12 protein-coding genes are annotated in these 13,224 nt (G+C 39.0%); 8 read left to right on the forward strand and 4 right to left on the reverse strand.

Annotated features, from left to right (window positions below):
- Window positions 1–362 precede the first annotated feature (362 nt).
- Window positions 363–1,316 (forward strand): DUF1471 family protein YdgH, encoded by a 954-nt coding sequence (gene ydgH, locus AAC155_RS00525; protein WP_113040606.1) that lies wholly within the window; start codon window positions 363–365, stop codon window positions 1,314–1,316.
- Between the two features lie 78 nt (window positions 1,317–1,394).
- Here the strand turns inward: ydgH and stlE are convergent, their stop codons facing one another.
- From stlE to stlC, 3 genes are all read right to left on the reverse strand, one after another.
- Window positions 1,395–1,637 (reverse strand): stilbene biosynthesis acyl carrier protein StlE, encoded by a 243-nt coding sequence (gene stlE, locus AAC155_RS00530; RefSeq protein WP_113040607.1) that lies wholly within the window; start codon window positions 1,635–1,637, stop codon window positions 1,395–1,397.
- Window positions 1,638–1,722: 85 nt separating this feature from the next.
- Window positions 1,723–2,871, reverse strand: coding sequence for a beta-ketosynthase StlD (stlD, locus tag AAC155_RS00535; RefSeq protein ID WP_113040608.1), 1,149 nt, complete (start codon window positions 2,869–2,871; stop codon window positions 1,723–1,725).
- On the reverse strand, window positions 2,872–3,819 hold the full coding sequence (stlC, locus tag AAC155_RS00540; RefSeq protein WP_113040609.1) for a stilbene biosynthesis aromatase StlC: 948 nt from the start codon (window positions 3,817–3,819) through the stop codon (window positions 2,872–2,874). It abuts the gene before it with no gap.
- A gap of 690 nt (window positions 3,820–4,509) precedes the next feature.
- Here stlC and AAC155_RS00545 point away from each other — a divergent pair.
- From AAC155_RS00545 to AAC155_RS00555, 3 genes are all read left to right on the forward strand, one after another.
- On the forward strand, window positions 4,510–4,632 hold the full coding sequence (locus AAC155_RS00545; protein ID WP_262405091.1) for a hypothetical protein: 123 nt from the start codon (window positions 4,510–4,512) through the stop codon (window positions 4,630–4,632).
- 4 nt (window positions 4,633–4,636) lie between these two features.
- Window positions 4,637–4,768, forward strand: coding sequence for a hypothetical protein (locus AAC155_RS00550; protein ID WP_262405092.1), 132 nt, complete (start codon window positions 4,637–4,639; stop codon window positions 4,766–4,768).
- 245 nt (window positions 4,769–5,013) lie between these two features.
- Window positions 5,014–6,405 carry an amino acid permease gene (locus AAC155_RS00555; RefSeq protein ID WP_113040610.1) on the forward strand — a complete coding sequence of 464 codons (1,392 nt, stop codon included), beginning with the start codon at window positions 5,014–5,016 and terminating at the stop codon, window positions 6,403–6,405.
- Between the two features lie 393 nt (window positions 6,406–6,798).
- Here the strand turns inward: AAC155_RS00555 and AAC155_RS00560 are convergent, their stop codons facing one another.
- Window positions 6,799–7,641: an alpha/beta fold hydrolase gene (locus AAC155_RS00560; protein WP_113040611.1), complete on the reverse strand. Its 843-nt coding sequence runs from the start codon at window positions 7,639–7,641 to the stop codon at window positions 6,799–6,801.
- A gap of 532 nt (window positions 7,642–8,173) precedes the next feature.
- Here AAC155_RS00560 and AAC155_RS00565 point away from each other — a divergent pair.
- The 4 genes from AAC155_RS00565 (at window position 8,174) to AAC155_RS00580 (ending at window position 13,082) form a co-directional block, all read left to right on the forward strand.
- Window positions 8,174–8,704: a fimbrial protein gene (locus AAC155_RS00565; protein ID WP_113040612.1), complete on the forward strand. Its 531-nt coding sequence runs from the start codon at window positions 8,174–8,176 to the stop codon at window positions 8,702–8,704.
- Window positions 8,705–8,817: 113 nt separating this feature from the next.
- Window positions 8,818–9,492 carry a fimbrial biogenesis chaperone gene (locus tag AAC155_RS00570; RefSeq protein WP_113040613.1) on the forward strand — a complete coding sequence of 225 codons (675 nt, stop codon included), beginning with the start codon at window positions 8,818–8,820 and terminating at the stop codon, window positions 9,490–9,492.
- 37 nt (window positions 9,493–9,529) lie between these two features.
- On the forward strand, window positions 9,530–12,070 hold the full coding sequence (locus AAC155_RS00575) for a fimbria/pilus outer membrane usher protein (RefSeq protein ID WP_113040782.1): 2,541 nt from the start codon (window positions 9,530–9,532) through the stop codon (window positions 12,068–12,070).
- A gap of 19 nt (window positions 12,071–12,089) precedes the next feature.
- On the forward strand, window positions 12,090–13,082 hold the full coding sequence (locus AAC155_RS00580; protein WP_113040614.1) for a fimbrial protein: 993 nt from the start codon (window positions 12,090–12,092) through the stop codon (window positions 13,080–13,082).
- Window positions 13,083–13,224 lie beyond the last annotated feature (142 nt).

Here is a 13,224-nt window from a genome sequence, read left to right on the forward strand (position 1 = left end):
TTGCTTGTTACAGTCAATTTAGCGACTAAATTAACTTTATTACTGCCATCAGTAAAATCTATCAACAAATATTTTGATAACAAATTGAAAATATTATCGATAATAGATAACTAATGCGTAAAATAACTAACTAGTATTACCGGTGTAGTATTACCCGGTGCAAATCACACTTTTAACTGAACCACTCGCTATGCTGATAAAAACTTATGGCGCCCTATCCTATAAACTTGCATTCATTCATACTGATAGCATAAATTCGTGGGACATTAGCTATTATTACATGTAATAATTATCGGCTATGTGATGCATAACCATGTTCAGCAAGTTACAACTATTTAATGCGCAAGGTGGAAGAATTTTTTATGAAGCTGAAAACAACGATCATTGCAGCAGCGGTATTCTCATTAACGGGTATTACCACTGTTCAAGCAGCTCAAGAGTTATCCCCGGAGAAAGCGGCAGAGCTGAAACCATTTAAACGTATTACGGTTACAGGCCCTTTTAATGCTATTTATGAAGCTGCCGATGCGGTTTCCCGTCGTGCAGACAAAATGGGGGCAGATGGGTTTTATATCCAAAGCCTTGACGATCTAAATAATAGCGGCAATCTGCGCGTTACAGCTGATCTGTATCACAAAGATGCAGAGGAAATTGATAATTCACCTAAATATCGTATATTCCGCGGCATCAAAGAATTACCCAAAGCAGAAGCTATAACGTTGGAACCATTCGATACAGTCACTATTAACGGCTTTTACGACAATGAACCCGATTTGAATGAAGCCATTGCAAAAGAAGCTAAGAAAAAAGGCGCTGCGGCTTTCTTTATTGTTCGTCAGGTTGCAATCAATGATGGTGGTAATCAGACAGTGACAGCTTATGTTTATAAAGATGATGCGCCAAAACGCCAAATTCAGGCTGATGAAGCTGTTATCCCGGCAGATTCCGATTCTGGACGCATTGCATTGGCTGCTGGTGGCGCATCAGCTAAGAAAGTAGAAATTCCTGGTTTAGCCTCTTCAACTTCAACCAGTAATTCTGTTGGCCGCTTCTTTGAAACCCAGTATTCTAAAGGTAAACGTTACACGGTAACGCTTCCTGATGGCACAAAAATCCAAGAATTAAATAAAATCAGCGCTGCTCAGATGGTTCCTTTTGAGTCCATCACCTTTTCAGGTTACTACAACAGCATGCCTGATGTTTCCTATGAAGTGGCTAAACGTGCCGCAGCTAAAGGTGCTAAGTACTATCATATTACCCGTGAATGGCAATCCAGCGGTGGAACCTCCACTATCAGTGCAGACTTGTTTAAATAATCTATTTAACCCAAAAAAAGGCACACATGATAATCATATGTGCTTTTTTTATTTATAAAGATAATAAAGTTATTCAAATTAGTTAGAGGATTTTAATTTCGAATCGATACAATCAATGGCGTTCTGTATCGTCACTATTTTTTCCGCTTCTTCATCATCAATAGTTATCCCGAAATGCTCTTCCAGAGCCATAATCAGTTCAACATTATCTAACGAGTCGGCACCTAATTCCTCGAATGTTTGTGTATTAAGAATTTGGGTTTCAGGTATTCCAAGTTGCTCTGCAACAACACTTTTGACACGATTCTCTAAATTTTCCACGCTGTATTTTCCTAGATGTACCAATTACAAGGGGAAACAGAAACAGGTTGTTTCCCCATTCTTCATTAACACTAAGATTAAATATTTACACGACAGTCAGGTGCATGAATGCCCCTGTGAATCTGGCACTTTCAGGGATAAAACATAACAGACGTTGATCTTTCTTCAATTTACCCGACTTCATAAGCTCATCCAACATGATATAAATAGAAGCCGATCCGGTATTTCCTTTCACTGATAAGTTAGTAAACCAACGCTCTTGTTCAATACCAAAATTAATATCTTCAAGACCCTCGGAGAATTTCATGCGGAAATATTCAGATGAGTAATGAGGCAAGAACCAATCAATAGATTCTGCCGATAAGTTACGATCAGCAACTATCCGTCTCAATGGTTCGGTAAGTGTGAATTTAACGACCCTCTCATTTAAATATCTGACATCTTGTTTGATGCAGAAAACAGAATATGCAAGCCAATCAGCCTGACTCATTTGAGCCCAACCTTTCAAACTGCCATCTGCTAACTTTTCTCCACCTGAGTACATACATGTCTCTTGCTCATTAGCAAAAGAGTAAATATCTATCCAATCAATTCGTAATGAAACACCATCAGGTCGAGGTTTGTTTTCAAGTAAAGCAGCGCCGGCACCATCAGAAAGCATCCAACGCAGAAAATCTTTTTCAAAAGCGATTTCAGGGCGTCGTTCCAGTTCTGCAACCCGAGCTTCGTTTTCACTCTGGAAATTGCGGGCATGCAATACAGTGGAAGGTACTTCCGACGTTGTTGAAACCGCATTACTTGTCGCTCCCGAGAGAACGGACAAATAAGCATATTTCATCGCTGTCATACCGGCAGCACAAGCACCGGAAGTTGAGATAACTTCACAGGGTTTATTTTTGAGCTCTCCATGAACCATGACACCATGACCCGGTATAATTTGATCAGAAGTACCACTGCTTGCTGCCAGACTTTGCATATCATCTAAAGAAAAGTGTTCATCAACCAAGCCTTTTACTGCTTCAGCCGCTAATTGAGCAGATGTATAAGTTGTCTCACCTGTCTCCGGATCCAGTGCATAATGGCGATATTTGATACCATTATTGCGAAGGACTATATGACGAGATCTTGATGGACGACCACCAACAAAACCAAGGACAGATTCCATTGTATTATTATCTATTGGGTTTCCCGGCATAAACGCGGAAACTTTAGTGATATAAACGTTGTTACTCATTTACTTATTTATCTCCTTATCATCATAGCGGGCAGAACCAGAAGGTTGTTCATAGTATTTCTGTAACTCATTAAGACGTTCTTTAAGTAATGGGGTAAGCAAACGGCGAACAACCACTGAAATAGGAAAAACAACTAGTACCATCAATATTAAATAGGTTACAAACAACGCTAATAAAGAGCGTCTTACCCATATCCCTCGTTTGCCCACACGGCAAATCAACCCGGACCAAAATCTAAATCCTCGATGCGCCGCACGTTCACCGAAAATAAAAGCTTGGTCGACAACCGCTGCTCCCATACCTTTCAACATTGGAGCATCAACTTTCTCTTTATCCGTTTTGAGCGCTGCCAACAATGCATCACCAAAACGTGTAGCATCTTTAACGTCTTCCTCCGATACGCCCGCCCGCGGTAAGCTAGGGAATGGCTGTCTTTTTCCTGTCATTAGCCATATCGGGGTTGTGAATACTGTTGCAAAAAAGTTTGCTTTATCAACAAAGACCACATTATCGCGCAAATATGCTCCACTTTCATGCAACAATCTTTTGACAGTTTCCTGAGCTATCAACCACATGTTGCGGCAAGCAATAACTGTCACCACCGGTCGGCCATTAAGTAAACGCTTTCCTTCTTCACTCTTAAGAAATGCCACTATCGGAGGAGCAGGTGATAAATACCAAACTTGGTAGCCTAATATGACCAAATCAAAAGGTTCTTCGTCTTCCAGATTCAAAGGCGCTAGCTCAGGCGGATGTAACTGCACTGTTTCTGGGAAAACATCAACAAATTTAGAAAACTTCCAGGGAAATTCAAATTCTGGAATCGGTTTCAGAATAACTTCACGGATGTATATCTCTTCAGACTCTTGCAGGGGTGAAATTAAGCTTTTTACCACCTCGATCAATTGGCCACTTTGGGAATACGACACCACAAGAACACGTTTCATATGTTCTAACCTTTATGAATATTTAATACTGAGCCATTCATCGGCACCTAAAAGATAAAAATTTTAATGACAACTGTCCTCTAACCATCTAAGAATATTTTTTGGCATACGTACATATAATCATTCCTGAAAATTAAAAACATATACAAGAAAAATAAGTTAATAAATCACAGAGTAATATTTTCACAAACAATATAAATCAAAACAGTCGTTGTCAACATGATTTTTTTATTTTTATATAAGATTAGTTTTATATCACATTGTAGGAAATTAATTAGTTACTGATAGAAAAATCAATGAAAAATATATTAACTTGAATATAAGATTAACAAAATCAATTAAAATCGAAAAAATATTTAAATTAAATCAACGAATTAAAAAACATTACATCTTTTTAATTTAATAAGATATTCATAACATTATGAAATTACATATCTAATAGATTAATTTAATAATATGACATAAAAACAAGAGATTATTATTACTTAGCAATAATATTGCATAACAAAATGAAAACTAGAGGTAAATTAGAGATAAAACTTTATCTTTCACAATTATTTTTATTAAATTTTGAGATCGATCGAAAAAATTAAAATAAAAATTACTTAATTAGTAATAACACTATACCAATGGATTTCAAGATGTATCGCGACGGCAAGGGAGCGAATCCCCGGGAGCATAGGTAACTATGTGACCGGGGTGAGTGAGTGCCGCCAACAAAGAGGCAACTTGAAAGACGACGGGTATATATACCCTATGGATTTCAAGATGCATCGAGACGGCAAGGGAGTGAATCCCCGGGAGCATAGATAACTATGTGACCGGGGTGAGCGAGTGCAGCCAACAAAGAGGCAACTTGAAAGATGACGGGTATAGTAATTCATGCTTATTACCTATTTACCTTAGTACAATAAACAGCATGATAAAAGTAACTCATATCAGCTTATAAAAACAAATTGTATCTCACTAAATTTACCATCAAATAATGCATAAATTTTATAGTTATTTGCATAGAAAACCATTGCATCCAGCTCATACCCTTCGTAGAATCCCCCCCTATTTCTAGGTTCAATCAGTTTGTTTCTCCGCCCTGTACAGCTTGGAAGCGATGAAAACCCGATACCCAGTTCACCTTTGTGATCAGGATAACAAACTGGTTAATAATGCAGTTTATGTCATATTAGGAACATATTTTTGGAAAAGAAACTAGGTCTCACAGCTCTTACTGCTCTGGTACTCAGCTCTATGGTCGGTGCGGGTGTTTTCAGCTTACCGCAGAATATGGCTGAAATCGCCAGCCCGGCAGCGTTAATGATCGGCTGGGGAATAACAAGTGTCGGTATCCTGTTCCTGGCTACCGCACTGTTACTGCTCTCTCGTCTTCGTCCGGATCTTGATGGAGGGATTTTCACTTATGCCAAAGAGGGCTTTGGTGAGCTAATAGGCTTCTGCTCTGCCTGGGGATATTGGTTATGCGCAGTCGTTGCCAACGTTTCCTATCTGGTTATCGTTTTTGCCGCTCTAAGTTTTTTTACTGATAAAGAAGGCATTGTCATCTTTGGTGACGGCAATACTTGGCAGTCCCTATTGGGAGAATCTATTCTACTCTGGTTCGTACATTGGTTAGTACTCCGCGGCGTTCAAACCGCAGCCGGAATCAACAAATTGGCGACAATGGCAAAATTACTGCCTTTAGGTGCTTTCATCATACTTGCCGCCATAGCTTTCAAAATGGATATCTTTCATTTCGACTTTAAAGGCATCGATCTAGGGGTTCCTGTCTGGCAACAAGTAAAAGATACCATGTTAATTACCCTTTGGGTTTTTATTGGTATTGAAGGTGCTGTTGTGGTTTCAGCCAGAGCGAAAAAACGGACAGATGTGGGTATTGCAACCATGCTGGCTGTCATTGCGGCGTTAGCAATATACATCTTGGTCACCCTACTCTCCCTTGGATTAGTACCACGACCTGAGTTAGCAGCAATGCGCAATCCATCAATGGCAAACCTGATGGTAGGACTTGTTGGTTCCGCAGGTGAAATCATTATTGCTGCCGGATTGATTGTCTCCGTCTGTGGTGCTTATCTGAGTTGGACAATCATGGCAGCCGAAGTGCCATTTATCGCTGCCCAACACGGCTCTTTTCCAAAAGTATTTAACCGGCAAAACCGCAATAATTCGCCATCATCTTCATTGTGGTTCACTAATGGCGCGGTACAACTCTCTCTCGTTTTGATCTGGTTGAGTGGAAGCAACTACAATTCATTGCTGACAATTGCATCAGAAATGATTTTAGTACCCTATTTCCTTGTCGGAGCATTTCTTTTAAAAGTCGCTTTTGATCGTAGCAATAAGGGGTTATTACTCATTGCTGTTGGAACATGCATTTATGGCATATGGCTGCTTTATGCATCCGGTTTGATGAATTTGCTATTGTCTGTTGTTCTCTATGCGCCAGGTCTTATTGTTTTTTTGTATGCACGCCGCCAAAACCCGCAGAAAAATAGCTTACATCTGGCTGAAAAGCTCACTATTGTCGCATTGCTGATAACAGCAATCCCTGCCACTGGGTTGCTAATCAAGTAATCTCGTCAGATCCAGCCATTATTTTCTTGTAATGGCTTTCTGGATTTTCATATAGCAGTTTGTTTGGTTTTTCGTTGTTCTGTCATATTTTTGTTGTTGTTATCTTTATAAGTATGTTGTAACTAATATTGTTAATACAACTTGATTGGTATGATTCTTTAATCAATTCGGTTGAATTTGAAAGGTAGAGAAAGTCATATATAACAGATACATAATCTCTTAGCGTGGTTTTTTGCGTGGCTGGACCTCAACCCCCTATTCCAGATCATCATCGGCAAAGGTGTAAAACTGGTATCTATATTTGTCCTATTGGAATCGTCTCTGCCTAGAGCATTCGCACCAAAACAAAATTCGTTACGAATGCCCTGATAGAAACCAGATATTGTCCTTAAGTTATTTCAATTTGTCGGACCAATCCGCAATTGCATCCGCTGCTTCGATCGGCTTCTCAGCAGGTAGCGCGTGGCTGGCCCCGTCAATCACTGCGACAGTAACACGGTTACCGAACTCATCCTTCGCCTCCATCCGAGACGATTCAGGTCGGAACGGGTCGGAACCAGCCCGTAGATCGAGGATTGGCACCGCCCCGCCAGCCCACCAATCCTTGCGATTGGTTAGCTCGCGCGCCGAAGACTGACTTTTTATGACATCAGCATGCCAACCCTCAAGCCAAGGCGTTGGATCATTGCCTGCCGCGAAGAAGGCAAGCCTAAGTTTCGTCAGCCGCTCCTCACGAGTGGATTCAGGATCACTAATCACCATGATCGCATCCGAGAGCTCCGAGGGCCAAGATTTCGCCGCCCCTGCCAGAAGTACTATGCCACGCGTCATTTCGGGATAATCCGAAGCAATCGTCTTGGCGATCCAATGGCCATAAGCGTGCCCCACCACAATTGCCTTACCTCCCTCCGCCGCAACTACTGCCGCAAAATCGCCGGCAAAGTCGTGGAAAGTCACATTTTCCATGGGTCCGGTCGACCCCGAGATTCCGCGCGGCTCGGGCAGAGCAACGCGATAGCCGCGTGCCACTAGTTGATTCGCGAGTGGCGCAAACTCCGCTGTTCCCCTCCCGGTTGAAGCAATCATCACAATCAGCGGTCCCTCCCCGCGCATCGAATATTCGATCAGCGCCGCACCATTGGTGACGGTTTTCTGCTCTACTTCCGTGGCTAAGACGGGCTGCGCGACTGCAAACACGATGGACAAGAATCCTAATGCAAAGACGAACTGTTTCATTTTTTTCCTTACAGAGTTAATTATAATAGAAAGTTCACATGAGAAAACTATAGAGCCATTTAATCCAGATGACTTACTTCTTAGAATAAACATTCTCAAGGAGAAAAAATATTAGCGAGAAATGATAGAACAGCAAAAAAATAACTTTTTAAGTGTAATAAATTAATTGTGATATAAATCACAATTAATTTTCTAACCAATTATTAATTAAAAGATATTCTCATTGACCAGCATAATGATTTATTACATATAATAAATAACATTAATATTAAAAAATAATCCTGTTTAAGTAAAAGATGCAGATAAAAATCTTAAATATAATATATTATCGAGTCATTCTTTGGATTTTTCATAATTAATCGCTATGATCGCCTAACTTTATCCCTAAAAAGACACATTTTGAGTTATCGTTGTTGTTATCGGATAAAAGCTATGAATATTTACATGCTGTATTGATGTTTATACAGTTCCAATTAAATCAATATTTCTACTTCCCTGACGCCATGCACGTTAGGGTTAGGATCTATTTACAATGAAAGCTAAACTGATTATTTCATCCTTACTTGTATCTTCTGTACTTATTCCTGTAGCAAATGCAGCGGACGGAAAGATTAACTTTACCGGTAATATCATCTCTAATGCTTGTAAAATCGATACTGACTCTGCGAACCAAAACGTAAACATGGGAACAATTAGCTCAACTGCATTTAGTGGTGTAGATAGTACTGCGGCTGCCACCCCCTTTAGTATTAAAATGAGTGATTGCCCACCAGAGCATACCCATGCACAAGTTAAATTTGACGGGCAGATAGACAGTAAAAATAATAATCTTCTGGCTTTATCCAATGATAAAGGTCAAGAAGTTGCTGGTGGTGTTGCTGTTGGTATCTATGAAGAAGATAATTCAACGCTAATTCCTTTGGCACAAGCTTCCAAACTCCAGGCTTTTACTGATCAAAAAACCGCAGAACTGAAGTTCATTGCAAAATATGTTGCAACAGCTCAAGCAATTAGCCCAGGATCGGGTGATGCAGTCGCTAATTTTACGATTGTTTATAACTAAAGCAGGCCAAATTTAGAACAGAACTTCATCCGCGTTTTGTTTCTAATAAAGAAGTACGGGGCATGGATGCCCGCAAATCCCACAAAATAATATAATAAAACGGAGATGTTACTGTGCAGTATCAACGTCTATTGACAATAATTTTTCTATATATCATCAGCATAAATTTCGCTATCGCAGGTGTCGTCATTGGTGGAACTCGTGTTATTTACATGAGTGACAAAAAAGAAGCGTCTATTTCTATAAATAACCCGGAAAAAGACGCCCCTTACCTGATTCAATCTTGGATCCAAGATGAAAATGACAATACGAAAACCCCTTTTATCGTTACTCCTCCCATCTTTAAACTCACAGCAGGCCATGAAAATATCCTGCGTATTGTAAAAATAGAAAGTAACCTGCCTCAAGATCGGGAATCACTTTTTTGGTTAAATGTAAAGTCTATTCCTACCTCGGTGAAATCAGATCAGAATCAATTGCAAATAACAGTTAAGTCAAAGTTTAAATTGTTTTACCGCCCTGCAAATTTAGCAGAAAAGTCAAGTACCGCATACAAAAAGCTCAAATTCCGTACGGAAAATAATTCATTGATCGCAGAGAACCCCACCCCTTACTTCATTTCATTCTCTTACCTTAAAGTAGATCAACATGAAATAAAACCTGCGGGCATGATTAAACCCTTTAGCCAACTAAGCTGGCCTCTGCCAGCAAAGAACATAAAACAGGTAAATTGGAAAGCAATTAATGATTTTGGTGGTGCTACTGCCGAGGAAAAAACAACCATTTAATAAAACTATTACATTACTCTACGCCAGAAAATTAATTATGGGAAAGTACTCACAGCATAAGATTAATAAGCAACCATACAATATTGAACATTCATGGCTCTTATTAGTGCCATTTATAGCTGTTGGCGTACTTTTTTACCCGGCTAAAACTTATTCTGAAGATTATTTCAACATTCATGCACTGGAAATAGGTACTGATTTTGGTTCACCTGAAGACATTGATCTCTCTATTTTCACGCAAGATGACTATCCGCCCGGTATTTACTGGGTAGATATTTACCTTAATAGAGATAAAATAGATACCAGGAACGTAACCTTTGTCACGATAAATAATAAATTGCTACCCAAGCTGACAATTCAGCAATTACAGGATATGGGAGTAAAAGTTGATAGCTTTCCAGAGCTGATCAGTTTACCACCAGAAACAGAGTTGTCTGATTTAAGTCAATATATTCCATCAGCAAGCACCATCTTCAATTTTAGTCAGCAAAGGCTGGATATCAGTATTCCACAAGCAATATTACACAATCAGGCAAGAGGTTATGTTTCGCCTGAATTATGGCAGCAAGGATTAACTTCATTACTGATTAACTATAATTATAGTGGTTCAAATACCTGGCAAGATAATCCATCCGGCTCTACGCAGACCCATTATCTAAATCTTCGAACAGGCGCTAATTGGCAAGCATGGCGCCTACGCCATTATTCTACCTATACCAGTCGTGATAAAAGTTGGAAAAGTATTAACACCTATTTACAACGGGATATTCACGCACTAAAAGGACAATTAACGCTAGGTGATAGCTTTACCTCCTCCTATATTTTTGAGGGTGTTCAATTCCGTGGCTTACAATTAGCTTCTGATGACAATATGTTACCAGACAGCTTACAAGGTTTCGCTCCTAGTGTCCGAGGAATTGCTCAAAGTAATGCTCAAGTTACAATCAAACAAAACGGCTATATCATTTATCAAACTTATGTTTCACCGGGCCCATTTGTCATTAATGACCTTTTCCCAACGACAACAAGTGGAGATTTGGAAGTTATTATCAAGGAAGCAGATGGTCAGGAATATCGATCAACTCAGTCTTTTTCGACGATACCGATTATGTTACGGGAAGGAGGCTTGCAATATTCGATAACACTGGGCCAATATCAATTATCAAATAATCATGGGAGAGAACCTAATTTTACCCAAGGCGCATTAATCTATGGTTTTTCTAATAATATCACTACCTATGGTGGTACGATTTTTTCAAAAGATTATCAATCCGTTGCTTTAGGATCAGGTTATAACTTTGGTATATTGGGTTCTCTCTCTTTTGACATCACTCACGCTAACACCGATTTACCATCTAATATCAGTACCAAAGGGCAATCCTACCGTTTTCAATATGCAAAAGACCTTTCATTAACAGGAACTAATTTTACTCTGGCAGGTTATCGTTATTCGACACGTGGTTTTTATGATTTTAAAGAAGCCAATGACATAGATGATGCTAATAAAAGTGACTGGCGTTACCGCACTAATAAAAGAAGTAAATTACAACTGCATATTAATCAATCTCTGGGAAATTTTGGCAGTTTATATCTGTCCGCCTTTCAACAAAATTACTGGCAACAATCTGGCTATGAACGTAATATCAACGCAGGTTATAGCACCAATTATAATAATGTTAATTACAGCTTAAATTATACCTACAGCCAACTTCCAGATACGGATAAAAATGAGCAGATCTTTTCATTCAGCATACAGATTCCATTAGATCGCTGGCTAAAAAATAGCTGGACTAGTTATAATTTTAATACCAATAAAAACAAAGATATTTCCCATCAAGTAGGTTTAAGTGGCACAGCGCTGGAAGACGATAATTTAATCTATAGTTTACAGCAGAGTTACACGAATCACGGTACTGGCGCTGGCGGTCATATTCATGCGGAATATAAAGGCGCTTATGGTCAACTTAATACTGGTTATAGCTATGATCGTCATTCGCACCAATTAAATTATGGTCTTCAAGGAGGTATTGTTGCTCACCCATACGGCATTACGCTTTCACAACATTTGGGAGATACATTGGCATTAGTCCGGGCTGATGGCGCTCAAGGAATAAAGATCCAAAATAATGTTGGTATTGCCACCGATTGGAATGGCTATGCGATTATTCCTTATGTTAGCAGTTACCGGAAAAATCGGATTGCACTGGATACGCATTCATTAGCAGATAATGTCGATATTGACGTTAATGCCCAAACCGTTATTCCTACTCGTGGGGCATTAGTCCTGGCCGATTTTAAAACCCGGATAGGTCACAGAGTTCTCATCAATCTCTATTATCAAGAAAATCCTATTCCTTTTGGTGCAGTTGTCACGTTAGAAAAACGCCATGATATCGATGAAGTAAATAGCGCTATTGTTAGTCATGAAGGGCAAGTTTACCTCACTGGTCTACCCGATAGTGGACGATTATTCGTTAAATGGGGTTATAAAGATATTCAGGAATGTGTTGTTAATTACAAATTACCGGAAAAAAGTCCTTTATCCGGTATTTATATAATAGCAGCTCACTGTAAATAACCACCCACAGGAAAACGCTATGTTTAATATTTACAATAAACTTAAATATTTTCTCATTATCACCAACTTATTAATTGGTTTGATAGTCAGTTCTTATAGTTTTGCCGCTAACTGCCAGTTTGAGAAAGGATTTAAATCAGAAATCACTCATCTCTCTTTTGGAACCTTATATGTTCCAAGGGATCAACCTATTGGCACAACAATTTATGAATATCGGGCAGATGAATTAGACAATAAAAACAATATCTTCTATTGCGATACAAATGTTAATACGTCATGGGGATACACATCCTACAAAAGTGCAGAATACAACAAGGATGCTATTTACGAGTCCGGTATTCCCGGTGTAGGTATAAGAATAAATACTTGGAGTCCCGGCTATGGTATCGACTGGTTACCCCGTATTGCTAATAACCCCGTAAGCTGCGACAATTCTGGTCGTTGGTATTGTGGTAAAACATGGGGTTATTTGACCATTCAGCTAATAAAAATAGCACCAACAACAGGTTCTGGTTTTGTCAAAAATGAGCAGTTAATTCAAGCACGGGTAAATAACCACATCGTGCATACTTACCGTTTGGGAAATACCCGAATTATTACTAAAAGCTGTTCGCTGAAAGATACCAATATTACTGTTCCTATGGGAGATATCAAAAAAATAGATTTTTCTGGTATTAATAGCACCGCAGGATGGAAAGATTTTGAGATTATTTTAGATTGTGATGATGATGTCCAGATTCAATTAATGCTCGACGGAAAGAAAGCAAAAAATAACTTATATCACGTATGGGCGCTTGATCAAAATGATAATCATACAACTGCTTCCGGTGTAGGTATGCAAATTCTTTATAACAACCAACCTGTCATTATCCATTCACAAATCAATATTGGTAATAGCTATTCAGGTGGGAAGTTATCTATCCCTTTACACGCCCGCTATTTTCAGACCGATCGCAATATTACCCCTGGGCAGGCAAATGTAACCGCAACAATGACATTAACTTATCAGTAATTAATTTATCTGCATCAGTTATAGAAAGTTTATTTCTTGGCTGATGCGCTGTTATTTGATTGTTTTTATCTGAAAAATCTTTGAGAAAATTTCTCTTCGTGAAATCACAACATTATATATAAAATATTTTTTCTTTATTAGA

Origin of the sequence: Photorhabdus sp. HUG-39, from assembly GCF_963878365.1 — a bacterium.
Classification (GTDB): Bacteria; Pseudomonadota; Gammaproteobacteria; order Enterobacterales; family Enterobacteriaceae; genus Photorhabdus; species Photorhabdus kayaii.

Bases quoted from the DNA above. Each gene is read 5' to 3' on its own strand.
- ydgH (WP_113040606.1), top strand. From the start codon at position 363: ATGAAGCTGAAAACAACGATCATTGCAGCAGCGGTATTCTCATTAACG.
- stlC (WP_113040609.1), bottom strand. From the start codon at position 3,819: ATGAAACGTGTTCTTGTGGTGTCGTATTCCCAAAGTGGCCAATTGATC.
- AAC155_RS00560 (WP_113040611.1), bottom strand. From the start codon at position 7,641: ATGAAACAGTTCGTCTTTGCATTAGGATTCTTGTCCATCGTGTTTGCA.
- AAC155_RS00575 (WP_113040782.1), top strand. From the start codon at position 9,530: ATGGGAAAGTACTCACAGCATAAGATTAATAAGCAACCATACAATATT.
- stlD (WP_113040608.1), bottom strand. From the start codon at position 2,871: ATGAGTAACAACGTTTATATCACTAAAGTTTCCGCGTTTATGCCGGGA.
- AAC155_RS00565 (WP_113040612.1), top strand. From the start codon at position 8,174: ATGAAAGCTAAACTGATTATTTCATCCTTACTTGTATCTTCTGTACTT.
- AAC155_RS00580 (WP_113040614.1), top strand. From the start codon at position 12,090: ATGTTTAATATTTACAATAAACTTAAATATTTTCTCATTATCACCAAC.